Source organism: Modestobacter italicus, from assembly GCF_019799965.1.
GTDB classification, from domain to species: domain Bacteria; phylum Actinomycetota; class Actinomycetes; order Mycobacteriales; family Geodermatophilaceae; genus Modestobacter; species Modestobacter italicus_A.
The window spans coordinates 96,289-119,156 of the sequence record NZ_JABGCJ010000009.1 but is presented as its reverse complement, the minus strand read 5'-3'; the positions used below and the strand labels follow the sequence as shown (position 1 = coordinate 119,156).

At 74.7% G+C, this 22,868-nt stretch carries 22 protein-coding genes; 7 read left to right on the top strand and 15 right to left on the bottom strand.

Annotated features, from left to right (window positions below):
- Nucleotides 1-162 precede the first annotated feature (162 nt).
- From typA to HLA93_RS19090, 6 genes are all read right to left on the bottom strand, one after another.
- Nucleotides 163-2,052 (bottom strand): translational GTPase TypA, encoded by a 1,890-nt coding sequence (gene typA / locus HLA93_RS19115; protein ID WP_222196029.1) that lies wholly within the window; start codon nucleotides 2,050-2,052, stop codon nucleotides 163-165.
- A gap of 185 nt (nucleotides 2,053-2,237) precedes the next feature.
- Nucleotides 2,238-2,576: a hypothetical protein gene (locus HLA93_RS19110; protein ID WP_222196028.1), complete on the bottom strand. Its 339-nt coding sequence runs from the start codon at nucleotides 2,574-2,576 to the stop codon at nucleotides 2,238-2,240.
- Between the two features lie 101 nt (nucleotides 2,577-2,677).
- A complete protein-coding gene (locus HLA93_RS22140) occupies nucleotides 2,678-3,955 on the bottom strand; it encodes a DUF4232 domain-containing protein (RefSeq protein WP_222196027.1) in 1,278 nt (425 codons plus the stop codon).
- A gap of 96 nt (nucleotides 3,956-4,051) precedes the next feature.
- A complete protein-coding gene (locus tag HLA93_RS19100) occupies nucleotides 4,052-4,822 on the bottom strand; it encodes a DsbA family protein (protein ID WP_222196026.1) in 771 nt (256 codons plus the stop codon).
- Nucleotides 4,812-5,288: a MauE/DoxX family redox-associated membrane protein gene (locus HLA93_RS19095; protein ID WP_222196025.1), complete on the bottom strand. Its 477-nt coding sequence runs from the start codon at nucleotides 5,286-5,288 to the stop codon at nucleotides 4,812-4,814. The genes HLA93_RS19100 and HLA93_RS19095 overlap by 11 nt, the downstream gene beginning before the upstream one ends.
- A 127-nt stretch (nucleotides 5,289-5,415) precedes the next feature.
- Complete coding sequence (locus tag HLA93_RS19090) at nucleotides 5,416-5,973, bottom strand: YceI family protein (RefSeq protein ID WP_222196024.1); 558 nt, start codon at nucleotides 5,971-5,973, stop codon at nucleotides 5,416-5,418.
- A gap of 90 nt (nucleotides 5,974-6,063) precedes the next feature.
- Here HLA93_RS19090 and HLA93_RS19085 point away from each other — a divergent pair, with 90 nt between their 5' ends.
- Nucleotides 6,064-6,579, top strand: a complete 516-nt coding sequence (locus HLA93_RS19085; protein ID WP_246627079.1) for a MarR family winged helix-turn-helix transcriptional regulator — start codon at nucleotides 6,064-6,066, stop codon at nucleotides 6,577-6,579.
- 62 nt (nucleotides 6,580-6,641) lie between these two features.
- On the opposite strand, the gene HLA93_RS19080 is transcribed toward HLA93_RS19085, so the two are convergent.
- The 3 genes from HLA93_RS19080 to HLA93_RS19070 form a co-directional block, all read right to left on the bottom strand.
- Nucleotides 6,642-7,799, bottom strand: a complete 1,158-nt coding sequence (locus HLA93_RS19080; protein ID WP_222196023.1) for a glycerophosphodiester phosphodiesterase — start codon at nucleotides 7,797-7,799, stop codon at nucleotides 6,642-6,644.
- Nucleotides 7,800-8,023: 224 nt separating this feature from the next.
- On the bottom strand, nucleotides 8,024-8,788 hold the full coding sequence (locus tag HLA93_RS19075; protein ID WP_222196022.1) for a crotonase/enoyl-CoA hydratase family protein: 765 nt from the start codon (nucleotides 8,786-8,788) through the stop codon (nucleotides 8,024-8,026).
- A gap of 120 nt (nucleotides 8,789-8,908) precedes the next feature.
- On the bottom strand, nucleotides 8,909-9,760 hold the full coding sequence (locus HLA93_RS19070; RefSeq protein ID WP_222196021.1) for a patatin-like phospholipase family protein: 852 nt from the start codon (nucleotides 9,758-9,760) through the stop codon (nucleotides 8,909-8,911).
- A 93-nt stretch (nucleotides 9,761-9,853) separates the two neighbouring features.
- Between HLA93_RS19070 and HLA93_RS19065 the strand changes: the two genes are divergently transcribed.
- The gene (locus HLA93_RS19065) at nucleotides 9,854-11,653 is read left to right on the top strand and encodes an AMP-binding protein (RefSeq protein ID WP_222196020.1); all 1,800 of its coding nucleotides are present in this window, start codon (nucleotides 9,854-9,856) and stop codon (nucleotides 11,651-11,653) included.
- On the opposite strand, the gene HLA93_RS19060 is transcribed toward HLA93_RS19065, so the two are convergent.
- Nucleotides 11,589-13,682 carry an MMPL family transporter gene (locus HLA93_RS19060; protein WP_222196019.1) on the bottom strand — a complete coding sequence of 698 codons (2,094 nt, stop codon included), beginning with the start codon at nucleotides 13,680-13,682 and terminating at the stop codon, nucleotides 11,589-11,591. The two genes, HLA93_RS19065 and HLA93_RS19060, sit on opposite strands and share 65 nt — an antisense overlap.
- A gap of 66 nt (nucleotides 13,683-13,748) precedes the next feature.
- Between HLA93_RS19060 and HLA93_RS19055 the strand changes: the two genes are divergently transcribed.
- Together HLA93_RS19055 and HLA93_RS19050 are read left to right on the top strand one after the other, a co-directional pair.
- Nucleotides 13,749-14,243, top strand: coding sequence for a MarR family winged helix-turn-helix transcriptional regulator (locus HLA93_RS19055; protein ID WP_222196018.1), 495 nt, complete (start codon nucleotides 13,749-13,751; stop codon nucleotides 14,241-14,243).
- A gap of 72 nt (nucleotides 14,244-14,315) precedes the next feature.
- On the top strand, nucleotides 14,316-15,341 hold the full coding sequence (locus HLA93_RS19050; protein ID WP_222196017.1) for a potassium channel family protein: 1,026 nt from the start codon (nucleotides 14,316-14,318) through the stop codon (nucleotides 15,339-15,341).
- A gap of 15 nt (nucleotides 15,342-15,356) precedes the next feature.
- Here the strand turns inward: HLA93_RS19050 and HLA93_RS19045 are convergent, their stop codons facing one another.
- The 3 genes from HLA93_RS19045 to HLA93_RS19035 are packed head-to-tail and all read right to left on the bottom strand — an operon-like array spanning nucleotide 15,357 to nucleotide 17,040.
- A complete protein-coding gene (locus HLA93_RS19045; protein WP_222196016.1) occupies nucleotides 15,357-15,536 on the bottom strand; it encodes a DUF1059 domain-containing protein in 180 nt (59 codons plus the stop codon).
- The gene (locus HLA93_RS19040; protein ID WP_222196015.1) at nucleotides 15,533-15,730 is read right to left on the bottom strand and encodes a DUF1059 domain-containing protein; all 198 of its coding nucleotides are present in this window, start codon (nucleotides 15,728-15,730) and stop codon (nucleotides 15,533-15,535) included. The genes HLA93_RS19045 and HLA93_RS19040 overlap by 4 nt, the downstream gene beginning before the upstream one ends.
- Complete coding sequence (locus tag HLA93_RS19035; protein WP_308128239.1) at nucleotides 15,727-17,040, bottom strand: EAL domain-containing protein; 1,314 nt, start codon at nucleotides 17,038-17,040, stop codon at nucleotides 15,727-15,729. Before HLA93_RS19035 ends, HLA93_RS19040 begins: the two co-directional genes overlap by 4 nt.
- A gap of 153 nt (nucleotides 17,041-17,193) precedes the next feature.
- Here HLA93_RS19035 and HLA93_RS19030 point away from each other — a divergent pair, with 153 nt between their 5' ends.
- The 3 genes from HLA93_RS19030 (at nucleotide 17,194) to HLA93_RS21240 (ending at nucleotide 20,846) form a co-directional block, all read left to right on the top strand.
- A complete protein-coding gene (locus HLA93_RS19030; RefSeq protein ID WP_222196014.1) occupies nucleotides 17,194-18,558 on the top strand; it encodes an APC family permease in 1,365 nt (454 codons plus the stop codon).
- A 111-nt stretch (nucleotides 18,559-18,669) separates the two neighbouring features.
- The gene (gene ggh, locus HLA93_RS19025) at nucleotides 18,670-20,172 is read left to right on the top strand and encodes a glucosylglycerate hydrolase (protein WP_222196013.1); all 1,503 of its coding nucleotides are present in this window, start codon (nucleotides 18,670-18,672) and stop codon (nucleotides 20,170-20,172) included.
- A 116-nt stretch (nucleotides 20,173-20,288) separates the two neighbouring features.
- Complete coding sequence (locus tag HLA93_RS21240) at nucleotides 20,289-20,846, top strand: superoxide dismutase family protein (RefSeq protein WP_222196012.1); 558 nt, start codon at nucleotides 20,289-20,291, stop codon at nucleotides 20,844-20,846.
- A 47-nt stretch (nucleotides 20,847-20,893) separates the two neighbouring features.
- On the opposite strand, the gene HLA93_RS19015 is transcribed toward HLA93_RS21240, so the two are convergent.
- On the bottom strand, nucleotides 20,894-21,895 hold the full coding sequence (locus HLA93_RS19015) for an aldo/keto reductase family protein (protein WP_222196011.1): 1,002 nt from the start codon (nucleotides 21,893-21,895) through the stop codon (nucleotides 20,894-20,896).
- A gap of 68 nt (nucleotides 21,896-21,963) precedes the next feature.
- Nucleotides 21,964-22,842 (bottom strand): alpha/beta fold hydrolase, encoded by an 879-nt coding sequence (locus HLA93_RS19010; protein WP_222196010.1) that lies wholly within the window; start codon nucleotides 22,840-22,842, stop codon nucleotides 21,964-21,966.
- Between the last annotated feature and the right edge of the window lie 26 nt (nucleotides 22,843-22,868).

Below are 22,868 nucleotides of genomic sequence, written 5' to 3'. Positions count from 1 at the left end.
GGCCACCCCCCCGACCACCCCCCCCCCCCTTCCCCCCCCCTCCCCGGTGCGGGGCGCCCCGCAGGCGACCGCCCCCCCCCCCCCCGGGGGGGGGGGGGGGGGGGGGGGGGGACGACGGCGTCGGTCAGCAGGTCCGGCCCCTCGCAGGCGAGGGACCCTGGATCAGGGCTTGGGCTTCCGGTTCTTGGCCCGCCCGCGGATCGTCTGGTCCAGCTCCACCTTGCGCACCCGCACGGCGCCCGGGGTGACCTCGACGCACTCGTCCTCGGCACAGAACTCCAGCGCCTGCTCCAGGTTGAGGATCCGCGGCGGGATGAGCCGCTCCAGCTCCTCGGAGGTGGACTTGCGCATGTTGGTGAGCTTCTTCTCCTTGGTGATGTTCACGTCCATGTCGTCCGGACGGGAGTTCTCACCGACGATCATGCCCTCGTAGACCTCGGTGCCCGGCTCGACCATCATCTGGCCGCGCTCCTGCAGGGAGAACATCGAGTACGTCGTCGCCACACCGCTGCGGTCGGCGACCAGCGAGCCGGTCGGGCGGGCGCGCATGTCGCCCAGCCACGGCTCGTAGCCCTCGAGGTTGTGGTTCAGCACGCCGGTGCCGCGGGTCTCGGTGAGGAACTCGGTGCGGAACCCGATCAGGCCGCGGGACGGGACGATGTACTCCATCCGCGCCCAGCCGGTGTCGTGGTGCACCAGGTTCTCCAGCCGCCCGCGGCGGGTGGCCAGCGCCTGGGTGAGCGTCCCGACGTACTCGCCGGGGGTGTCGATGGTGACCCGCTCGACCGGCTCGTGCAGCTTGCCGTCGATCTCCTTGGTGACCACCTGCGGGCGGCCGACGGTGAGCTCGAACTCCTCGCGGCGCAGCTGCTCGACCAGGATGGCCAGGGCCAGCTCGCCGCGGCCCTGCATCTCCCAGGTGTCCGGGCGCTCGGTGGGCAGCATCCGCACCGAGACGTTGCCGACCAGCTCCTGGTCGAGGCGGTTCTTGATCAGCCGGGCGGTGAGCTTCTTGCCGCTCTTGCCCGAGATCGGCGAGGTGTTGATGCCGATGGTGATCGAGATCGAGGGCTCGTCGACGGTGATCGCCGGCAGCGGGCGCGGGTCGTTCGGGTCGGCGAGGGTGTCGCCGATCATGATGTCCTCGATGCCGGCGATGGCGATCAGGTCGCCGGGGCCGGCGCTCTCGGCCGGGGTGCGGGTGAGCCCCTCGGTGACCAGCAGCTCGGTGATCTTCGTCCGGGTGATGGTGCCGTCCGCCTTGCACCAGGCCACCTGCTGACCGCGCTTCATCTCACCGGAGTGGATGCGCAGCAGCGCGAGCCGGCCCAGGAACGGCGAGGCGTCGAGGTTGGTGACCTGCGCGCGCAGCGGCTCCTCGGCGTCGTACTCCGGCGCCGGGACGGTGTCCAGCAGGGTCTTGACCAGCGGGCCGAGGTCCGGGCTGTCGGGGACGGTGCCGTTCTCGGGCTTGTTCAGCGACGCCTGGCCGGTGCGGCCGTTGCAGTAGACGATCGGGAACTCGAGGGTCTCCGCGGGCAGGCCGGCGTCCTCGAGCAGCTCCATGAACAGCTCGTAGGTCTCGTCGACGACCTCCTCGATGCGGGCGTCACCGCGGTCGGTCTTGTTGACCGCGAGGATGACCGGCATCCCCTTGGCCAGCGCCTTGCGCAGCACGAAGCGGGTCTGCGGCAGCGGGCCCTCGGAGGCGTCGACGAGCAGGACGACGCCGTCCACCATCGACAGCGCGCGCTCCACCTCGCCACCGAAGTCGGCGTGGCCGGGGGTGTCGACGATGTTGACCACGACGGGGTTGCCGTCGTCGTCGTGCAGGTGGATCGCGGTGTTCTTCGCGAGGATGGTGATCCCGCGCTCGCGCTCCAGGTCCATCGAGTCCATGACCCGGTCCTGCGTGGAGTCGTTGTCGGTTCCCTCGCCCTTGGCGCGGCCCAGGGCACCGGCCTGCCGGAGCAGGGCGTCGACCAGGGTCGTCTTGCCGTGGTCGACGTGGGCGATGATCGCCACGTTGCGCAGGTCGTTGCGGGTGGGCATGCGGAGAGGCACCTCGGGATCGCGTGGGGGGTCTGCGCGCTACGGCGCGCGACAGGCGTAACGGCCCAGGCGGCCGAGACCTTCCCATGGTAGGGGACGGCGGGCCCCCGACCGGCCGGCTGTGACCGGTCCCCCACTCTTGGAGGACCCCCTCGCCGCTCGGGGCGAGCCTCTGGACCGAGGCCTCAGGCCGGCCCGCGGTCGGCGACGGCCCAGGACAGTGCGGCGGCCAGCACCGTCACCAGCCCGACGGCCAGCCAGGCCGGCCAGCCGACGCCGATGGCCAGCACGTGGGCGAGCACGAACGCGGCGACGTAGGCGACCGCCAGCCCGGCGGCCACGGCCGGACCGCGCCGGCGGTACCAGAGCCAGCCCGCCGCCAGGCCGCCGACGGCGAAGACGAGGCCACCGAGGGCGCGGACGCCGCTGCCCTGGGCGATGCCGAAGCCGGCGGCCAGCCCCACGGCCACCGGGACGGCCGACGGGAGACGGGTCTGCACGCGGGCGAGGGTGGTGGTCGACATGACAGCCAGTGTCCCAGCGCGCCGGGTCGCGGTCGGGCCGGCGCGGTCCGGGCGGTCGGGCTCCGGGCAGGTCGGTGCCGGCCGGACGTCTCCGGAGGTGCTCAGTTCCACGGCGGGGCCCACGGGGCGATGCCCCAGGCGCCGCCGTCGGCGATGTCGAACGGGGCCGCTCCCCCGCCGTCCACCTCGGCCGCGACCAGCGTGCTCGACGCGTCCAGCGCGACGGTCACCGCCTGCGGGGTCTCCAGGTCGGCCCAGCCGCCGTAGCTGCGCCAGGTGAGCAGCGCGAACGCCGAGCCGCCGGGCGCGACGCCGACCCGCTGCGCCTGGGCCGGCGTGCCCTGTGGGGTCTCCCCCGGTCCCACCTGCAGGGCCAGCGGCCGCCCGCCCTGCAGCAGGACGACGACCGGCACGCCCTCCAGCCAGCACGGGGCTGCGCCGGTGTTGGTCGCCTCCACCGCGGCGGCCCGGGCGCCCATCGCCGCGTCGAACCCGCCGACCCGGAAGGTGAGGTCGGACTGCGCGCACGGCTGGTCGGCCACCACCGGCTCGGGCGCCGGCTCGGGCACCGGCGGTGCAGCCGGCGCGGGAGCAGGGGCAGGGGTCGGGGTCGGGGTCGGCTCGGCGAGCGGCGCCGGGGACACCGTCGGCGCGACGGGAGCCGCCGGGGTGAGCAGCGCGACCAGCAGGACCATGCCGGCGGCCAGGACCGCGAGCCCACCGGCCACCGACGGCCAGGCAGGAGGGTGCCCGACCCGGCGCAGGGCGCGCTGGGCGAGCACGGCGGTCGCCACCACGACCGCGTCGACGACCGGCAGCACGGTGACCGACCGGGCGTCCGAGAGCTGCCAGGTGAGCACGACCGCCCCGGCACCCAGACCGCTCACCAGCAGTGCGGCGAGCCAGTCCTGCCCCGGTGCGGCCAGGCCCCAACGCGCCGACCGCCCTGCCAGCAGCACTGCCGCCGCCTGGGCCAGCCATGCCGCGGCGAGCGCGACGACGATCGCGTGCGGCCCCCAGAACGCGGCGATGAGCAGCGGAAAGCCGGCCAGCAGGGCGGTGCCGAAGGCGATCAGGCCGGCGAGGAGGGCGTGCACCGGCGCGGGCCGGGGCTGCTCCACCCGCGGACTCGCCGGTGGGAGCGTCCAGGCCAGCAGCACGGCGGCGACCGCCAGCACCGCCAGCCCGCCGGCGACCGGCCACCACAGCCACCGGAGGGCCGCCGCCGCCTCGGCCGCCGTGCACTCCCCGGCCAGCTCGCAGGACGCCTGGGACTCCAGCCAGACCGAGGTGTACCGGCCGGTCCGCAGCGCGGCAGCGCACGCGACCAGACCGCCGAGCAGGCCGACCGCCAGGACGACGGTGCGCGCGCGGTTCACCGGGGCAGCCTGCCGCACCCGGCGGCGCCGACTGCGGAGCCCCGCCGGGCACCGCGGCCGCCGGGCACCGTCCCCGGGGCGACGACCCACGCGTGGTCAGCCCTGGGCGGCGGCCTCCACCGCGGCGGTGATGCCCTCCGGGGTCAGCTGGGTGGTGTTGTCCAGCGGCTCACCGTCGACGAGGACGGTCGGGGTGCCGGTCACGTCGGCCTGGCTCGCCGCCTCGGTCACCTGGGCGACCCAGTCCTCGAAGCGCAGCTCGGTGATGCCGCGCTCCACCGCGTCCCCGGTGGCGCCGGCCTGCGCGGCGTACTCGATGAGCTGCTCGTCGGAGAGCCCTTCGCCGCCCTCCTCCGGCTGGTCGGCGAACAGCAGGTCGGAGAACTCCTCGAACGCCTCGATCCCGGCCTCGTCCGCCACGACCGCGGCCGCGTTCAGCGCGCGGGTGGAGTAGTCGGTGGTCGAGAAGCGGTCCAGGATCGCGATCGGGCGGTGCTCGAGCACGATCCGCCCGTCGGCGACCAGCTGGTCCAGGGTGTCGCCGTTGGCCTCCTCGAAGCGCTGGCAGACCGGGCACTGGTAGTCCGCGTAGACGCTCACCGTGACCGGGGCGTCGGCCTGGCCGACCGGGAACGCCGTCCCGTCCGCGACCGTGCCGGCCGGGGCCGCGGCGTCCTCGGCGGTCGACGTCCGGGAGCTCTGGACGACGAAGACGACGACCAGGGCGATCACCAGCACCGCGGCCGCGACCGCCCCGCCGAGCACGGTGCGGCGGCGGCGCTCGGCCGCCGCGCGGGCCGCGGCCTCGGCCGCGCGCTTCTCCGCGATCCGCTTGCGGGCGGCCTCGCGCTTGGACTCACCGGACATCGGCGTGCTCCCTTCGATCAGGGGTGCCCAGCGCGAGCCGGGACGACGGCCAGCGGGCGAGGGCGAGGGCGACGAACAGCAGGGCGGTGTCCCGGGCGATCTCGCCGGGGTAGCCGGTGTCCTCGGCGGCGACCTCCCCGCCGCCACCGAAGCAACCGCAGTCGATCTGCAGTCCGCGGGCCCAGGCCGAGCCCACGCCGATGAGGAACACCACCATCAGCACCGCCGAGGCGATCGCCGCGGTCCGGACGAACACCCCGGCGAGCAGGGCGAGGCCGACGGCGATCTCCAGCACCGGGAGCCCGAACGCGACCGGGCTGACCAGCGCCTCGGGCAGCAGCCGGTAGGCGCGCACCGCCCGCTCGGCGGCGGCCGGGTCCGGCAGCTTGAGCGCGCCGGCGACGACGAACACGACGCCGAGCAGCAGCCGGGCGGCGGTCGCGGCCCACGGGCGGACGGTCTGCACGCCGTCACTGTCCTGCGCGGGGGTGCTGTGGTTCCTGCCCGCCGGCTGTGAGTTGGCTGGCAGCGTCCCGGATGCACCGAGGGCCCCGGCGCAGTGCGCCGGGGCCCTCGGGGAAGTGCTGGCTGGATCAGGCGGCGCGGAGCACGGCCTCGATCTCGAGCTCGACGTCGATCTTGTCGCCGACGACGACGCCGCCGCCGTCCATCGGCATGTCGATGTCCACGCCGTACTCCTTGCGGGAGATCGAGGTCTTGCCGGAGAAGCCGGCGCGGGTGCCGCCGTAGGCGTCCGGCCCGAAGCCGTTCAGCTCGAGGTTCAGCGTGACGGGCTTGGTGATGCCCTTGATGGTCAGGTCGCCCTCGACGACCCAGTCCTCGCCCTTGTTGCGCACGCCGGTGGAGCGGAACTCCATCTCGGTGTGGTTGCCGACGTCGAAGAAGTCGGCGGACTTGATGTGGGCGTCCCGCTGCTCCTGGCGCGTGTCGATCGAGTCCATGTTGATCTTGGCGTGCACGGTGGACAGCGACGGGTCGGCGGCGGTGACGATCTCTCCGGAGAACTCACGGAAGTAGCCGCGGACCTTGCTGACCATCATGTGGCGGACGGAGAAGCCGACGGTCGAGTGCGACGCGTCGATGTCCCACGTGCCGACGACGTAACCGGGGATCTGGGTGGTGCTGGCCATGGCGGACTCCAAGTGGTTGAGCGTTTGACTGCCTGCGTCGGGCCGTAGCGTAGTTGAAGACTTGAGTATTCCGCCAGTACCCTCGTCCACATGACGAGTGACGTGTCGGCCGCCGCACGGTCGGCGGCTGACGACATCCCGGCGGCACCCGCCGAGCCGCGCTGGCTCGACGCCGCCGAACAGCGGGCCTGGCGCGCCTGGCTCTACAGCTGGATGCTGCTGGACGACCGGCTGGACCGCGAGCTGACCCGGCAGACCGGCATCTCGCACGCCTACTACGAGATCCTCGTCCAGCTGTCGGAGACCGAGGGCCGCCAGCTGCGGATGAGCGAGCTCGCCGAGCGGTGCCTGTCCTCCCGCAGCCGGCTCTCGCACGCCGTCTCCCGGCTCGAGGAGCGCGGCTGGGTGCGCCGGCAGGTGTGCGCCGAGGACGGCCGTGGCCAGCTCGCCGTCCTCACCGACGAGGGCTTCGCCGCGCTGGAGGGCGCCGCGCCGGTGCACGTGGAGAGCGTGCGCACCCACCTGTTCGACCAGCTCAGCCCCGAGCAGGTCGCCGCGATGCGCGACATCGGCGAGACCCTCCTCCGCCACCTGAACGACCAGTGACAGCCCAGCGGGCTCACCGCAGCCGGAGAGCCCGCTGAGCTGTCACTCGCGGCACCAGGGCGTCAGGCGGCGGGCGCCAGTGCCGGGTCCAGGAAGAGGTCGCGGGTGACCACGCCGGTGTCGGGGTTGTCGGTGAAGATGCCGTCCACCCCGGCCTCCCAGAACCGCAGCTGCTCCTCGATCGCCCGGCCGTAGGCCGCCGGGTCGGCGCCTTCGTCGAGGTCGGCGGGCAGGAAGGCGTTCTCGTTGCGGAACGTGTAGGGGTGCACCAACAGGTCGACCGCGTGCGCGTCGGCGACGAACGACGTCGGCTCGCCCAGCGTGCCGTCGGCCTCCAGCGGGATGACCTGCGACTTCTCCGGGCCCACCCCGTCGGCGTACTCGGCGATCTCGGCCAGGCCGGCAGCGGTGGAGAGGTCGGCGTAGGTGCGCGGGTCACCGGCGGCGACCAGATCGGCCGGGGCGCCGCCGGCCGACAGCAGCTGCACCAGGGGCACCCGCACCCGGGCGGCGTCCAGCTCGCGCAGGTTCGCCGTCTCGAACGACTGCAGGAACACCGGCGAGTTGCGCCGGTCCAGCCGCGCCTCGCGCAGGTCGGCCAGCAGCGGCTCCTCCAGCGACAGGCCCACGCCGTCGAAGTAGGTGGGGTGCTTGGTCTCGATGTAGGCACCGACGTCGCGGCGCAGCTCCCGGCTGAGGTCACGGCGCAGTTCCAGGAACTCGTCCAGGGTCGGCACGGCGAAGAGGCCGTCGTAGAGGGTGTTCTCCTCGCGCAGCTCGGGCAGCCGCTCGACCGCCCGCAGCGTCTTGAGCTCGGCCAGCGTGAAGTCCTCCGTGAACCAGCCGGTCAGCTCGACGCCGTCGACGGTCTTCGTCGTCCGCCGGTCGGCGAACTCGGGCCGGTCGGCCACGTCGGTGGTGCCGGAGATCTCGTTCTCGTGCCGGCAGACGAGCACGTGGTCGGCGGTGCTGACCACGTCGCACTCGACGTAGTCCGCGCCCATCCGGGCGGCCAGCTCGTAGGAGGCCAGCGTGTGCTCCGGGCGGTAGCCGGAGGCGCCGCGGTGCCCGATGACCAGCAGGTCCTCGGCACCGGCACCGTGGTGCCCCCCGCCGCCGCGCGGCGGCGTGGCCGAGGACGCCGGGGCGACCACCAGGGACAGCAGGACGGCGAGCAGGGCTGTCAGCGCAGCGGCGGACAACCGGGACGTACGGCTCATCGGGACCCCCACGGGCTCGGACGGCGACCCTCGCCGACGGCCCGCCCACCCAGCACAGTGCGACCTCAGCGCGCGCACAGGCAAGGCCCGGCGAACAACGGGTGAAGCCGACCGCCGTGCCCGGCGCGTCGCCCGGCGCGTCGCCTCTCCCGCACGGGAGGGCCGCCGCACGCACCGAGTGACAGCTCAGCGGGCTCCCGGTCAGGGGTGGGCCCGCTGGGCCGTCACTCGCCGCGCCAGACCGGAGCGCGCTTCTCGGCGAAGGCGCGGGCGCCCTCCAGGGCGTCGGCGGAGGCGAACACGCGGTCGGCGAGCTCGCGCTGGGCGGCCAGTGCGGCCCGGTCGGTCCAGCCGACGGAGCCCGCGATCAGCTGCTTGCTGGCCCGTACCCCCAGCGGCCCGTTGACCGCGATCCGGGCAGCCAGCTCCCGGGCGCCGGCCAGCGCACCGCCCGGCTCGGTGAGGGTGTTGACCAGCCCGAACCGGTGCGCCTCCTCCGCGGTGAGCGGGTCACCGGTCAGCGCCATCTCCATCGCCCGCTGGTAGGGCAGCGCCTTGGCCAGCCGCAGCACCCCGCCGCCGGCGGCGAACAGGCCGCGCTTGACCTCGGGGATGCCGAACCGGGCGTCCCGGGCGGCCACCACCAGGTCGGCGGTCAGCGCCAGCTCGCAGCCACCGGCCAGCGCCCAGCCCTCCACCGCGGCGATCAGCGGCTTGACCGGCGGCGCCTCGGTGAGGCCGGCGAACCCCCGGCCCTCGATCCGCGGGCGCTCACCGCGGGCGAAGGCCTTGAGGTCCATCCCGGCGCAGAAGGTGCCCCCGGCGCCGGTGAGCACCAGCACCGCGACGTCGTCCCGGGCGTCGAACTCGTCCACGGCGGCGGCCAGGGCCTGCGTGGTCGCCAGGTCGACGGCGTTCTTGGCCGCCGGCCGGTTGAGGGTGAGCACGCCCACCCCGTCGGTCACCTCGGTCAGCACTGGTGCGGTCATCCCACGTCCCCTCGTCGTCGGCTGGTGCTCGTCCCCGGTCGGCGCGGTGCTCGTCGTCAGGTGGGTGGTCGGCGCTCGTGCTCTGCGCGCGCCGACGACGCAGAGCACGAGCGTCGTGGATCAGCCCTGCCAGACCTCGGCGACCCGGGCGGCCACGCTCGCCGCCTGCGCCCGGCCGGCGCGGGCCGAGGGCTCACGGGCGGCCGGGTCGAGCACGTTCTTGCCGATGGCACGGAGGCTCGCCTCGTCCGGCGAGACGACGGCGACCCGGCTGACCAGCCCGGTGACCTGGGCGTCGACGCTGGTCATCGGCCCCATCCCACGGGGCAGCGGGGCGATGACCACGATCCGGTCGGCGTCGGAGGCGAGGTCGGCGTTGGCCGGGGAGCGCATGCCGCCGTCCATGTACCGGTGCCCGTCGATGGTCACCGGCGGGTAGACCCCGGGGACGGCGCAGCTGGCCCCCACCGCGGCCACCAGGTCGACGCCGGAGGACCGGGTGAAGGTGGTGAACTCCCCGCTGTCGGCGTCGACGGCGGTGACCACCAGCGGCCGGCTGGACCACTGCGCGTCGGGCAGCCGGGAGGCGATGGCGGCCCGGCGCTCGTCCTCGGTGGGGGTCTTGCCGGTGTCGGCCGCACGGCGGGCCAGCTCGCCGATGCGGCGGCGGAAGGCGGCGTCGTCCCGGCGGGCGAGCAGCATCGCCAGCCCGTAGCGGGCCAGCGTGCCGCGGCCCAGCTGTGCGACGCGCTCGGCGCCGGCCGGCTCCAGCTGGCGGGCGTAGAGCTGCTCGACGTCGGTGCCGCTGCGCAGCTGTGCGCCCACCACCGACCCGGCCGAGGTGCCGACGACGAGGTCGGCGGTGGTCAGGTCGACGCCGGCCTCGGCGAGACCGGCGATGACCCCGATCTCCCAGGCGATGCCGGTGATGCCGCCGCCGCCGAGGACCAGTGCCGTGCGCTGGGGGCTCATCCCGCCATCCTGGCGCACGCCCGATCACTCGACGCGGGGGGTGACCTGGGCCACGCTGGGGGCTCGGCAACGACGCCGACCGAGAGGACGACGATGACCGCGACGCAGGCCCCGTGCACCACCCAGCCGTCGACCCAGCCGTCGACCCAGCCGTCGACCCAGCCGTCGACCTGGCCGCCAGGGCTGCCGCGATCGCTGAGCTACCCGGACGTGCCGGTCGGGTCGGTCCTGCGGGCCGCGGTGCGCCGCTGGGGTGACCGCACCGCGTTCGTGCACCACGACGTGGAGCTGTCCTTCACCGAGCTGGGCCGTCGGGCGCACGCGGTCGCCGCCGGGCTGGCTGCGCACGGCATCGGCCGGGGTGACGTGGTCGCCGTGCACCTGCCCAACTGCCTGCAGTACCCGGCCGTCTACTACGGGGTGCTGCTGGCGGGGGCGACCTTCTCCCCCACCAACCCGCTGCTGCCACCGGCCGCACTGGCGCACCAGCTGGCCGACGCCGGCGCCCGCGCGCTGGTGACCTGGGAGCCGGTGCTGCCCGCCGTCCGGGTGGCGCTGCCGGCCACCGGGGTGCAGACCGTGGTGGTCACCGGGCCGCAGCAGATCGCCGACCCCGGCGCCCCGGTCGAGCTGGCCGACATGCCCGACGCGGTCTCCCTCGCCGACCTGCTGGCCGCCGACCCAACCGACGCCCACCGGGACGCCGACGTCGACCCGGCAGAGGACCTGGCCCACCTGGCCTACACCGGCGGCACGACCGGGGTGAGCAAGGGCGTCGAGCTGCCGCACCGGGCGGTGGTCACCAACGTGCTGCAGGCGGCGTGCTTCAGCTCCGGCTCGGTCCCGGCCCTCGACGACGCCGGCGACGTCACCCTCGACCAGGTCGGCAGCGCCGCGGAGCACCCGACCCGGCTGGGCACCGCGACCCTGATCAACCTGACCCCGTGGTTCCACGCGATGGGGGTGATCGGTTACCTCAACGGCCAGGTGATGGCCGGCGCGACCGTCGTCGTGCACGACCGCTTCGACCCGGCGCACTACCTGGCCGACGCCGTCCGGTACCGGGTGACCAGCATCGGCGGCGCCCCGCCGGTGTTCGTCGCGCTGCTGCAGGTGCCCGGGATCGCCGAGGCCGACCTGTCCACCGTGCGCGGCTTCGCCAGCGGCGCCGCCCCACTGCCGGTGCCGCTGATCGAGCGGATGCGCGCGCTGGCCCCGGGCGCGGTGATCGCCGAGGGCTACGGCCTCACCGAGGTGACCATGCAGGCCACCGGCAACCCACCGCACACCTCGGGGCTGCGCAAGCCCGGCACGGTCGGCGTCCCGCTGCCGGACACGGAGGTGTCCATCCGGCCGCTCGGCGGCGGGGACCCGCTGCCGGCCGGCGAGCGCGGCGAGGTCTGCATCCGCGGACCACAGCTGATGCGCGGCTACGCCCGGCGGCCGGAGGCCACCGCGGAGGCGATCGACCCCGACGGCTGGTTCCACACCGGCGACGTCGGGGTGCTCGACGCCGACGGCTACCTGGCGATCGTCGACCGGACCAAGGACATGCTGCTCTACAAGGGCTACAACGTGTTCCCCCGCGAGCTGGAGGAGCTGCTGTTCGGCACCGCGGGAGTGGCGGCCGCCGCGGTGGTCGGCCGCCCCGACCCGGAGGCCGGCGAGCTGCCGGTGGCCTACGTGGTGCGCCGGGCCGACGACGCCGGTGCCGCGCTGACCGCCGAGACCGTCATGGCCGCGGTCAACCGGCAGCTCGCCCCCTACCAGCGGCTGCGGGACGTCGTCTTCGTCGACGCCCTGCCGGTGTCGCCGGCCGGCAAGGTGCTCAAGCGGGAGCTGAGCGCCCGCGAGCGCGCCGCCGCGACCGGCCGAACGGCCACCACCAGTTGACGTCGCCGAACAGCGCGACCAGCGCCGGGGTGAGCACCCCGCGGACGACGGTGGCGTCCAGCAGGATGCCCAGCGCCAGCGTGGTCGCGAAGATCTTCACGTCGACCACCGGCACCGTGGACAGCGCGACGAAGGCCAGGAAGAGGATCAGCGCCGCCGAGGTGACCAGCCGGCCGGTGTACCCGACGCCGTGCACGGTGGCCTCGTCGGTGCTCATGCCGGCGTCCCGGCCCTCCCGGATGCGGGACAGGATGAAGACCTCGTAGTCCATCGACAGCCCGAACAGGAACGAGAAAGCCGCCACCGGCACCCAGAAGGTGAGCGTGCCGGTGGCGGTCGCGCCGAACAGCAGGTCGGTCAGGTGCCCCTCCTGCCAGATCCACACGGTCATCCCGTAGGCGGCCGCGATCGAGACCACGTTGAGCAGCAGCGCCTTCACCGGCAGCCAGATCGACCGCAGCGCCGGCGCGAGCAGCGCGAAGGTGACGACGACGACCAGCGGCAGCACCCACCAGGCGTTGCCGTAGATCGCCTCCACCGAGTCCGCGTCGCCGGCCGCCGTGCCACCGACCCGCGCGCCGTCCAGCTCGGTGGCGGCCTCGCGCACCGCGGTGAGCGCGTCCCGGCCGGCGGTGGACGACGGGTCGGCGGCCAGGACCACGTCGACCACCCCGGTGCCGCTGCCCTGCCACCCCTCCGCCTCGGGCGCCAGCACCCCGGCGACCCCCTCGACCGCCGAGAGCCGCTCGACGGCGGCGGCCCGGTCGTCGGTGAGCACCTCGACCGGGCGGGCCAGCCCGGCCGGCAGGCCGTCGCCGGTGATCGCCTGGAACGCGGTCGCCGCCGGGGATGACCCGGTGGCGGTCGCGGAGACCTCGGGGCTGCCCAGCCGGATGCCGAGCACCGGCGAGGCGAGCAGCAGGAGCAGCCCGGCAGCGAGCGCTGCTGCCACCCAGCGGTGCCGCACCACGGTCGTCCCGACCCGGTGCCAGGTGGGGCTCTCCGCGCCGCGCGGACGGCGGCGGGGCCACTCCAGCCGGCGCCCGGCCGAGGCCAGCAGCACCGGCAGCAGGGTGAGCGCGACGAGCACGCTGACCAGCGGGATGAACAGCCCGCCGAAGCCGACGGTGCGCAGGAACGGCAGCGGCAGCACGACCAGCGACAGCAGCGAGATGGCGACGGTGACCCCGCTGAACACCACGGCGCGGCCGGCGGTGGTCATCGCGGTGCGCACCGCGGCCAGGTCGTCGGCGCCGGCGGCTCGCTCCTCCCGCCAGCGCATCACCACCAGCAGCGAGTAGTCGATCGCCACGCCCAGGCCGATCAGCCCGACCAGGTACTGCACGATGAAGCTGACGTCGGTGAGCGTGGTCAGCCCGAGCACCAGCAGGAACGTGGTGGTGATCGCGACGGCGGCGACCAGCAGCGGGACCAGCGCGAGCAGCGAGCCGAACACCAGCGCCAGGACGACGATCGCGCCACCGGCGCCGAGGGCGATCTCCACGATGATCGGCCGCTCGTCGCCGCCGCCCTCGGCCAGCACCGGCGTGCCGGTCACCACCGGCTCGACCCCGGCCACCGTGACGTCCTGCAGCGCCCCCTCCAGCTGGGGCAGCGCGGCGGCGTACGGCGCCGGGCCCTCGACCGCCGGTGGCCAGACCAGGGCGACCGCGGTGCCGTCGGCGGCCAGCACGTCCGCGCCGGGGGTCTCGTCGAACGGGGTGGCGACGCGCCACCCCGGCTGGCGGAGCCGGTCGAAGGCCGCGGCCAGCTCGGGCCGGGCGGCCTCGACGGTGGTGCCCTCCGGCAGCGGGACGGTCACCACCAGCGGATCGACGCCCCCGCCGGTGCCGACCGCCGCGACGATCGCCTGGTTCGCCTCGTACGCCGGCTGACCGGGGGTGGAGAAGTCGAAGCCGAGCCGGTCGATCGTGGTGGGCGCCAGCATCCCGCCCACGGCGGCGACCGCCAGCCAGCCCAGCACCACGAACCGGCGGTGCGCGAGCACCCAGTCGGTCAGCCGCCCCATGTCCGTCCCCCTCCAGCGAGAGCATCAGGAGACTGATGCTCTGCCGGCACCCTACGGTGTCCCTTCGTGGAGCACCCATCGGACGGAGGCGGTCAGGAACCGCCGCTGCCCGGCTGGCTGGCCGCGGGCCCGACCGGGATCACCGCCTACGCCCTGGCCCGGGCCGGAGCGGAGATGAACGCCGCCTTCGCCCGGCGCCTGGCCACCGTGGGGCTGCGCCCGCACACCTTCTTCGTGCTGGTGCACCTGGCCCGCGAGCCCGCGCTCACCTCCGCCGAGCTGGCCCGCCGGCTGGCGATGACGCCGCAGAGCATGTCCACCCTGCTTCAGGGCCTCGCCGACGCCGGCTGGGTCGACCGGCCGGTGGGCGCCCGCCGCGGCCAGCGCGTCGACGTCCGGCTCACCGCCGCCGGCCGGCAGGCACTGGAGGCCGCCGGTCCGGTGCTGGCCGAGCTCGGCCGGCCCGAGGCGATCGGCCTGACCGCGGAGGAGAGCGCCACCCTGCACGCCCTGCTCGACCGGGTGCTGCAGGCCCTGGCGGCGGCGCCCGAGGGACGATGAGCGGCCGGTCGGCCCGCGCCGCCCGCCCGGGGCGGCTATCGTCCCGCCGGTGACGGGAGACCGGCCGGGGCCATGAACCAGGACCACAGCGGCGTCCACCTGCCGCACATCGAGGAGTCCCCCGCCCGCCAGGTGTGGCGGCGGGTGGTCATCGCCGCCATCGTGCTCGTCCTGACCGTGCTGATCGTCTACCTGGACCGGGACGGCTACCGGGACGCCAACGGCGGCGAGATCAGCGTGCTGGACGCCACCTACTACGCCACCGTCAGCCTCTCCACCACCGGCTACGGGGACATCGTCCCGGTGACACCGGGGGCGCGACTGGTGAACATCCTGGTGATCACGCCCCTGCGGGTCACCTTCCTGCTCATCCTCATCGGGACGACCCTGGAGGCGCTGACCGCGCGCTCCCGGGAGGAGTTCCGGATCCGACGCTGGAGGTCCCGCGTGCGCCAGCACGTCGTCGTCTGTGGTTACGGCACCAAGGGCCGCAGCGCGATCCGAGCCCTGCTCAGCACGGGCACCGACGCCGAGCACATCCTCGTCGTCGACACCGATCCGCGGGCGATCGAGGAGGCGACCTCGGCCGGGTTCACCGGTGTGCTCGGCGACGCCGGGCGCACCGACGTGCTGCGCCGCACCTCGGTGGAGAAGGCCCGGGCCGTGGTGGTCGCCGCCGACCGGGACGACGCCGCGGTGCTCATCACCCTCACCGTGCGCCAGCTCAACCCGACGGTGCCGATCACCGCCAGCGTCCGCGAGGAGGAGAACGCCAGCCTGCTCCGCCAGTCCGGCGCCGACTCGGTGATCACCACCTCGGCCACCTCCGGGCGGCTGCTCGGCCTGTCCACCGACCAGCCGGGCGTGGTCGCCGTCGTGGAGGACCTGCTGACCAGCGGGCGGGGACTGGACCTCGCCCAGCGCACGGTCACCCCCTCAGAGGTGGGGCTGGGGCCGCGTCAGCTGCGCGACGTCGTGCTGTCGGTGGCCCGCGGTGGGCGCACCCTGCGCTTCGACGACCCGCTGATCGGCACGCTGCAGAGCGAGGACGTGCTCGTGGTGGTCAAGGCCCACCGGGCACCGGCCGAGAAGCACTGACCCGGGCAGGTGCCCTCAGCCGGCGTCGCGGATGGCCGCGGTGACCGCGACGTCCACCGTCGGCATGTCGGCCTCGGCCTTGCCGTGGGCGTGCGCGGCGTGCACCCGCCCGTGTGCGAGCAGCTCCGCCACCGTGGGCGCACGGAACCCGGCCCCGCACCCGGGGACGACGTCGGCGCAGTCGAACTCCTTCACGCCGCGACCGCCGGGGCGACGTCCCGGATCAGCGACCGGACGGCCGCCTCGATCTCGGGGGTGTAGTCCTCACCGTGCAGGCCGTGGTGGACAGCGGCGTGCACCCGGCCGAGGGCGATGATCTCGTCGGCGGTGGCGGCGCGGAAGCCCGCCCCGCAGCCGGGGACGAGGTCGGCGCAGTCGAACTGCTTCATCGGAACGCTCCTGAGGTGAGGACCGGCTCGGCGGTCACCGGGCCGGGGGTGGCGTGGGAGGTCGCGAGCTCGGTGCCCGCGCCGCTGTGGAGCTCGGCCAGGCGGAGGGTCATCCGCTCGGGCCGGACCAGCCCGATGAGCCGGCCGGTGTCGTCGACGCAGAGGACCGGGTCGAACCGGCGGGCGGGGACGCGGGTCATCGCCCGGGTGACCACCTCGACCAGCTGTGCGGTGGGCCGCACCCGCAGGCTCACCGGCACCAGCTGCACGTCGGTGCCGGCCTCGGTGTCCCGCTGGCCGGGGCGCACGAGGTACACCGGGCAACCGAGGTCGTCCACGGCGACCACGAGGTCCAGGCCGGGGTCGGCGGCCAGCAGCGCGGCGGCCTCGGTCAGCGCGGCCGGGTCACCGGCCGGGTCGCAGGAACGCACCGTCGGGGCGGCCTCGGCCAGCGCGGCCACCGTGTCGACGGTGGCGTTGCGCGCGGCCATCGCCTGCAACCTGGCCGACACCCCGGGGCGCAGCAGCGGCCATCCGGGCCCGGGCTCGGCCAGCAGGTAGCCCTGGGCCAGCGGGACGCCGAGCCGGACGAACGCCTCCAGCTCCTCGACCCGCTCGATGCCCTCGACCAGCAGCCAGGCGTCCAGCCGGCCGGCGTAGGTGCCCAGCAGCTCGGCCAGCGCCAGCTTGGCCTCGTCCCGGTCGGCGTGGTCGACGAGTGCACGGTCCAGCTTCACGAAGTCCGGGCGCAGCCGGGCGAGCTGCTGCAACCCGGAGTAGCCGGAACCGGCGTCGTCCAGGGCGACCGCCGCACCGACGCTGCGCAGCCGGTCCAGCAGTGCGATCAGCGGTTCGGCGTCCTCGACCGGGACGTGCTCGGTGAGCTCCAGCACCAGCCCGGTGAGGTCGTCGGCGGCCAGCAGGACGTCGGCCAGCTCGGGCTCGGTGAGCAGGTGCGGGCTGACGTTGACGCTCAGGAAGCAGTGCTGCGGCAGCTCGGCGCGCACGGCGAGGGCCGCGGTGACCACCCGCGCCTCCAACCGGGCGCCGAGGCCGAGCTCGTCGGCCGCGGCGAACCACCGGTCGGGACCGCAGCCGGCGGGGCCGTCGAAGCGGGACAGCGCCTCGTACCCGGCGATGAGGCCACGGCGCAGGTCGACGATCGGCTGGAAGACCAGCCGTGGCTGGGCGGGGTCGGCGAGCACGGCGTCGAGGGCGGCGGCCCAGCCACCGTCCGGCACCGCGGCCGGGCGCGCGTGGACGACGTCGTCGGCTCCTGCCCCCACGTCGGTCACCTCCTGCTGTCGCACGGCCGCTGCGCCCGTCCGTGGACGCGCCGTCGTGGTGCTCACCTTGTCGATCACTCATCGGCAACGGGAGGTGGTCGGTTGAGCGGGTCACCCAGGAGGGGCACGTCGCGCGCTGCGGTTGCCGGGGTCGGGACCTCACCTGAGACTCGGCCGGTGGACCAGCCTGATCAGCAGACCGCCGCTCCCGCGGGTGAGGACACCGCACTGCGGCGGGCGGTGAGCGGCAAGCTGCTCTACCTGTTCATCCTCGGCGACGTGCTGGGCGCGGGCATCTACGCCCTGGTCGGCGAGATCGCCGGTGAGGTCGGCGGGGCGCTGTGGGTGCCGCTGCTGGTCGCCCTGGGGCTGGCGATGCTGACCGCGGTCTCCTACGCCGAGCTGGTCACCAAGTACCCGCGGGCCGGCGGGTCGGCGGTCTTCGCCGAACGGGCCTTCCGCCGTCCGGTGCTGTCGTTCCTGGTCGGCTACTGCATGCTCGCCGCCGGCGTCACCAGCGCCGCGGGCCTGGCGCTGGCCTTCGCCGGCGACTACCTCGGGGTGTTCCTCGACGTGCCGGCCGTGCCCGCGGCCCTGGTGTTCCTGCTGCTGGTGGCGCTGCTGAACGCCCGCGGCATCCAGGAGTCGGTGCGGGCCAACGTGGTGATGACCGTGGTCGAGGTCTTCGGCCTGGTGCTGGTCGTCGTGCTCGCGGCGGTCGTGTTCGGCCGAGGCGACGGCGACCCGGGCCGCGTGGTCGAGTTCCCCGAGGGCGTCTCCGCCGGCTCGGCCGTGCTGGCCGCGGCGATCCTGGCCTACTACTCCTTCGTCGGCTTCGAGACCTCGGCCAACGTCGCCGAGGAGGTGCGGGACGTGCGCCGGGTCTACCCGCGGGCGCTGTTCGGGGCGCTGCTGACCGCCGGGGTCGTCTACGTGCTGGTCGGGCTGGCGGCCTCGGTCGTGCTGCCCGCCGACGAGCTGGCCGCCTCGTCCGGCCCGCTGCTGGCGGTGGTGCAGGCCACCGGGATCGGCGTCCCCGACCAGCTGTTCAGCGCCATCGCGCTGGTCGCCGTGGCCAACGGCGCGCTGCTCACGATGATCATGGCGAGCCGGATGGTGTTCGGGCTGGCCGAGCAGCGGCTCCTCCCGCCGGTGCTCGGCCGGGTGCTGCCCGGTCGGCGGACGCCGTGGGTGGCGATCGCGGTGACCACCGCGGTGGCCATGTCGCTCACCCTGATCGGCGACCTCGGCGCGCTCGCCAACATCGTCGTCCTGCTGCTCCTGCTGGTCTTCCTCAGCACCAACGTCGCCGTGCTGGTGCTGCGCCGCGACCGGGTGGCCGAGGAGCACTTCACCGCACCCGTCGTGCTGCCGGTGCTGGCGATCGGCTCCTGCCTCCTGCTGCTGTGGCAGCAGGAGGCCACCACCTGGCTGCGGGCCGGGCTGATGCTGGCCGTCGGGGTGGCGCTGTACGCGCTCGCGCAGGCGCCGTGGTGGGGTGGGACGCGTACCCGGCAGAGCGAACCTGTGTTGCGGGGGTGAGACTCGGGAGCGGGTCGACCCCCGGGGCGTGACGTTCTGGTGAACTCGCGCCCGTCACCCCCGGGTCCCGGGTGAGGATGCCGACGACCGGCGAGAGGAACGGACCTGCAGATGACCGTGTCCCAACCGAGCGCGGTGGAGATCGGGCTGATGTCCGGCCGCGCCGGCTACGTGCTCCGGGCCAACGACCGGGGTGCGTTCACCGTCGCCTCGCCCACCCTGTACCCGCACATGTGGAGCTGGGACGCCGGCTTTGTTGCGCTGGGCATCGCGACGGTGTCGGTGCCGCGGGCGCTGGCCGAGCTGCGCAGCCTGCTGTCCGGGCAGTGGGCGACCGGGATGATCCCGCACATCCTGTTCCACCAGCCCAGCGACTACTTCCCGGGGCCGGAGCGGTGGCGCACCCAGGTCGCGGCGGCCCGCCCGGCCGGGGTGGCCACGTCGGGCATCTGCCAGCCGCCGATCCACGTCATCGCGCTGTCCCGGATCCTGCACGACGCCCGCCGCAAGGGCGGCGCCGACCAGGAGCTGGCCGAGGAGTTCGTGCGGGAGACCTTCGACTCCTGGCTGGCCTGGCACCAGTACCTGGCCACCGCCCGCGACCCCTACTCCTACGGGCTGGTGGAGATCCACCACGGCTGGGAGTCGGGGATGGACGACTCCCCGCGCTGGGACGAGCCCTACGCCAACGTGCACCCCGGCCCCGACCTCCCGCCCTTCGTCCGGGCCGACCTCGCGCACGTCGCCGACCCCTCGCAGCGGCCCACCGACGCCGAGTACGCCCGCTACCTGTGGCTGCTCGAGCAGAAGGTGCGGGTGCGCTACGACGACGCCGCCTACCGGGCCAGCGGCGACTTCGTGGTCGGCGACGTCCTGGTCTCCGCGCTGCTGGCCGCGGCCAGCGACCTGCTCGCCGACATGGGCGAGGAGCTGGGCATCGGCGGGGGGACGGCCGGCGGCGTCGAGCAGTCCCGGGCGATCGCCCGGCGGTTCCGCACCGGCGTGCTGCGCTCGGTGAACCCCGAGACCGGCCTGGCCCGCGACCTGGACCTGCGCACCGGCCGGTGGCTGGACGTGGAGAGCGCCGCCGGGTTCGCCCCGCTGCTGTGCGGTGGGGACGACGCCCTCACGCGCCGGCAGCGCGACCTGTTGCTCGGCCCGCGCTGGTGCGGCCACTCCCGGCTGCGCTGGCCCGTCGTCCCCTCGGTCTCCCCCGCCTCGCCGGGCTTCCGGGAGCAGACCTACTGGCGCGGCCCGCAGTGGCCGGTGCTGAACTGGCTGATGGCCTGGGCGCTGAACCGCTCGGGTGAGCCGGAGGCGGCCAACCAGCTGCGGCTGGCCGGGCTGTCGCAGCTGATCGACTGCGACTTCGCCGAGTACTACCAGCCGATGACCGGGGAGACCCTCGGCAGCCGGGACCAGTCCTGGACGGCGGCGATCGCGCTGGACTTCCTCGCCGCGCGGCGCCCCGCCCAGCGGCGCCCGGTGCGCTGGCTGACCAGCGAGCTGCCCCGGATCACCCCGGCACAGGCGCAGCGGCACGCTGCGCAGGCCGCCCATCGCCCACCGTCCAGCCGCGGGCCCGCCACCCGGCCGGACAACCGCATCCCCTGATCGCTGGCGACCTGCGGGGATGACGGGTTGGTGACGTCCGGTGCCCGCCCGGTGTCACCGCCGGTCGCGTCGGGCACCTCCACGCCGACCGGACACCGCCCGTCGAGGAGCACCCCGTGAAGCGTTCCACCGTCCTGCCCGCCGCCGCCCTGCTGCTCGCACTCGCCGCCTGCGGTGACGACCCGACCGGTGCTGGCGGCAGCTTCACCGCGGAGGAGGGCGAGATCACCGAGCAGCCGGAGGTGCCGGTCGAGGAGACCGCCGACCTGCTCGACCCGGAGGGCACCCGGGTGGGCAACGTGACCTTCACCGACGCGGAGACCGGCGCCGAGGTGCAGGTGCGGGCCAACGGCCTGCCGCCGGGCACCCACCCGCTGGAGCTCTACTCCACGGCCTCCTGCGAGGCGCCGGCCACGTCGGACGACCCGACCGACATCGGCAGCTGGTCCGGGCTGGGCGACCCGCTGCCCGACACGGACCTGCCGGAGCTGGTGGTCACCGACGACGGCGTCGGGGAGATCAGCTCGCTGGTGGGCGCACTGGAGCTCGACGACATCCTGGACGAGGACGGCACCACGCTCATCGTCAGCGCCGTCCCGGCCGACCCGTCCGCGACGGCGGAGGCTGGCGCCGACGAGGTCACCGGGATCGCCTGCGCCGCCGTCACCGGCTGATCCGCAGCCGGGGTGGGGAGCCGGCCGGCCCCCACCCCGGCTGCGGATCAGGGGCGCGGGTTCGGGCTCTTGGTGAGCGAGGGGTCGGTGTTGGCGACCGGGGCGAGCACCTCGTCGATCTGCCGCTTGACGTCGGCGTCGAGCCGGACGCCGGAGGCCTTGACGTTGTCGGTGACCTGCTCGGGCCGGCTGGCGCCGATGATCGCCGCGGCGACGTTCTCCTCCTGCAGCACCCAGGCCACGGCCAGCGAGGCCATCGACAGCCCCAGGTCGTCGGCGATCGGCTTGAGCTCCTGCACCCGGGCCAGCACGTCGTCGTCCATCCAGCGGGCGATCATGCCCGCCCCGCCGCCCTTCTGGTCGGTCGCCCGCGAGCCCGCCGGCGGCTCGGCGCCGGGCTGGTACTTGCCGGTCAGCACGCCCTGCGCGATCGGGGAGAACACGATCTGGCTGATCCCCAGCTCGCGGCAGGTCGGGATGACCTCGGCCTCGGGCACCCGGTGCAGGGCGGAGTACTGCGGCTGGTTGGACACCAGCGGGATCTTCAGCTCGTCGGCCAGCGCCTTGCCCGCCCGGATCTCCTCGGCCCGCCACTCCGAGACACCGATGTAGAGCGCCTTGCCACTGCGGACGACGTCGGCGAAGGCCTGCATCGTCTCCTCCAGCGGCGTCTCGTAGTCGAACCGGTGGGCCTGGTAGAGGTCCAGGTAGTCGGTGCCCAGCCGGCGCAGCGACCCGTCGATCGACTCCAGCACGTGCTTGCGGGACAGGCCGCGGTCGTTCGCGCCCGGGCCGGTCGGCCAGTAGACCTTGCTGAAGATCTCGATGCCGCTGCGCCGCTCCCCCGCCAGCGCCTTGCCCAGCACCGTCTCGGCGCGGCCCTCGGCGTAGACGTCGGCGGTGTCGAAGGTGGTGATGCCGGCGTCCAGCGCCGCCCGCACGCAGGCGGTGGCCGCGTCGGCCTCCACCTGTCCCCCGTGGGTGATCCAGTTGCCGTAGGTGATCTCGCTGATCTTGAGGCCGCTGCGGCCGAGGTGTCGGAACTCCATGGCCTGTTCCTACCGTCCCGGGAGCGCTCCCACCCCTCCGGGGAGGTGCAGCCTGCGCCGCTCCCCGCTCAGCCGCCGGCGTCGACCGCGGTCAGGTGCTCGGTGACCGCGTCGCCGAACGGGCCCAGCACGCTCGCCGCCAGCGCGTGCCCCATCCCGGGCACGGTCACCAGCCGCGCCGGCACGCCCCCGCAGCCCGTGCCCACGGCCGCGGCGAGGTGCTGTGCGTTCGGCGGCGGGTAGGCCGGGTCCGCCGGCGCCTCGACCACGAGGGTGGGGACGGCGACCCCGGCCAGCTCGGCACCGCGGTCGAGCCCGGCCTGGTCGGCCGACGCGTGGGCGACCGCCGTCCGGGAGCCCCCGGAGTGCGCCCGCACCCGCTCCTCGGTCTCCCGCCACTCCACCGGGTCGAAGGGCATCCCACTGCCGTTCAGCAACCGCCAGTGCTCCACCCGCCAGGCGAGCTCGGCCGCCTCGTCCCGCGGCTCGGCCATCGTGGCCCACCAGGCCAGCAGCCCATCGGAGGGACCGGGCGGCGGCTCCCCGCCTGCCCCGGCGAGCGCACCGGTGCAGAAGAGGGTGGCGCTGCGCAGCCGGTGCGGGTGGTCGAGCAGCAGCAGCTGCACCAGCAGCCCGCCCATCGACATGCCCACCACGTGGGCCCGCTCGACGTCCAGCGCGTCCAGGACGGCGACCGCGTCGGTGGCCAGGTCGCGGATGGCGTACGGCGCGTCCTCGAAGGCGGCGGTCGACCGGCCGGTGTCGCGGTGGTCGTAGCGGATGACCCGGTGGTCGCGCGCCAGCCGGTCGACCAGCGGCTCCGGCCAGACCAGACCGCTGGAGGCCGCGCCCATGACCAGCAGGACGGCGGGGGCCTCGGGTGCGCCGCGCTCCTCGACCCACAGCTGGACGCCGGGCGCCACGGTCACCAGGTGTTCGGTCGGCATGGCCCGACAGTGCCCGACCCGGGCGG

Excerpts from the sequence above, each read along its gene's own strand:
- HLA93_RS19065 (WP_222196020.1), top strand. The coding sequence starts at position 9,854 with ATGACCGCGACGCAGGCCCCGTGCACCACCCAGCCGTCGACCCAGCCG.
- HLA93_RS19080 (WP_222196023.1), bottom strand. The coding sequence starts at position 7,799 with ATGAGCCGTACGTCCCGGTTGTCCGCCGCTGCGCTGACAGCCCTGCTC.
- HLA93_RS19015 (WP_222196011.1), bottom strand. The coding sequence starts at position 21,895 with ATGGAGTTCCGACACCTCGGCCGCAGCGGCCTCAAGATCAGCGAGATC.
- HLA93_RS19075 (WP_222196022.1), bottom strand. The coding sequence starts at position 8,788 with ATGACCGCACCAGTGCTGACCGAGGTGACCGACGGGGTGGGCGTGCTC.
- HLA93_RS19090 (WP_222196024.1), bottom strand. The coding sequence starts at position 5,973 with ATGGCCAGCACCACCCAGATCCCCGGTTACGTCGTCGGCACGTGGGAC.
- HLA93_RS19070 (WP_222196021.1), bottom strand. The coding sequence starts at position 9,760 with ATGAGCCCCCAGCGCACGGCACTGGTCCTCGGCGGCGGCGGCATCACC.
- ggh (WP_222196013.1), top strand. The coding sequence starts at position 18,670 with ATGACCGTGTCCCAACCGAGCGCGGTGGAGATCGGGCTGATGTCCGGC.
- HLA93_RS19100 (WP_222196026.1), bottom strand. The coding sequence starts at position 4,822 with ATGTCCGGTGAGTCCAAGCGCGAGGCCGCCCGCAAGCGGATCGCGGAG.
- HLA93_RS19050 (WP_222196017.1), top strand. The coding sequence starts at position 14,316 with ATGAACCAGGACCACAGCGGCGTCCACCTGCCGCACATCGAGGAGTCC.
- typA (WP_222196029.1), bottom strand. The coding sequence starts at position 2,052 with ATGCCCACCCGCAACGACCTGCGCAACGTGGCGATCATCGCCCACGTC.
- HLA93_RS19010 (WP_222196010.1), bottom strand. The coding sequence starts at position 22,842 with ATGCCGACCGAACACCTGGTGACCGTGGCGCCCGGCGTCCAGCTGTGG.
- HLA93_RS19110 (WP_222196028.1), bottom strand. The coding sequence starts at position 2,576 with ATGTCGACCACCACCCTCGCCCGCGTGCAGACCCGTCTCCCGTCGGCC.
- HLA93_RS19085 (WP_246627079.1), top strand. The coding sequence starts at position 6,064 with ATGACGAGTGACGTGTCGGCCGCCGCACGGTCGGCGGCTGACGACATC.
- HLA93_RS19040 (WP_222196015.1), bottom strand. The coding sequence starts at position 15,730 with ATGAAGCAGTTCGACTGCGCCGACCTCGTCCCCGGCTGCGGGGCGGGC.
- HLA93_RS19060 (WP_222196019.1), bottom strand. The coding sequence starts at position 13,682 with ATGGGGCGGCTGACCGACTGGGTGCTCGCGCACCGCCGGTTCGTGGTG.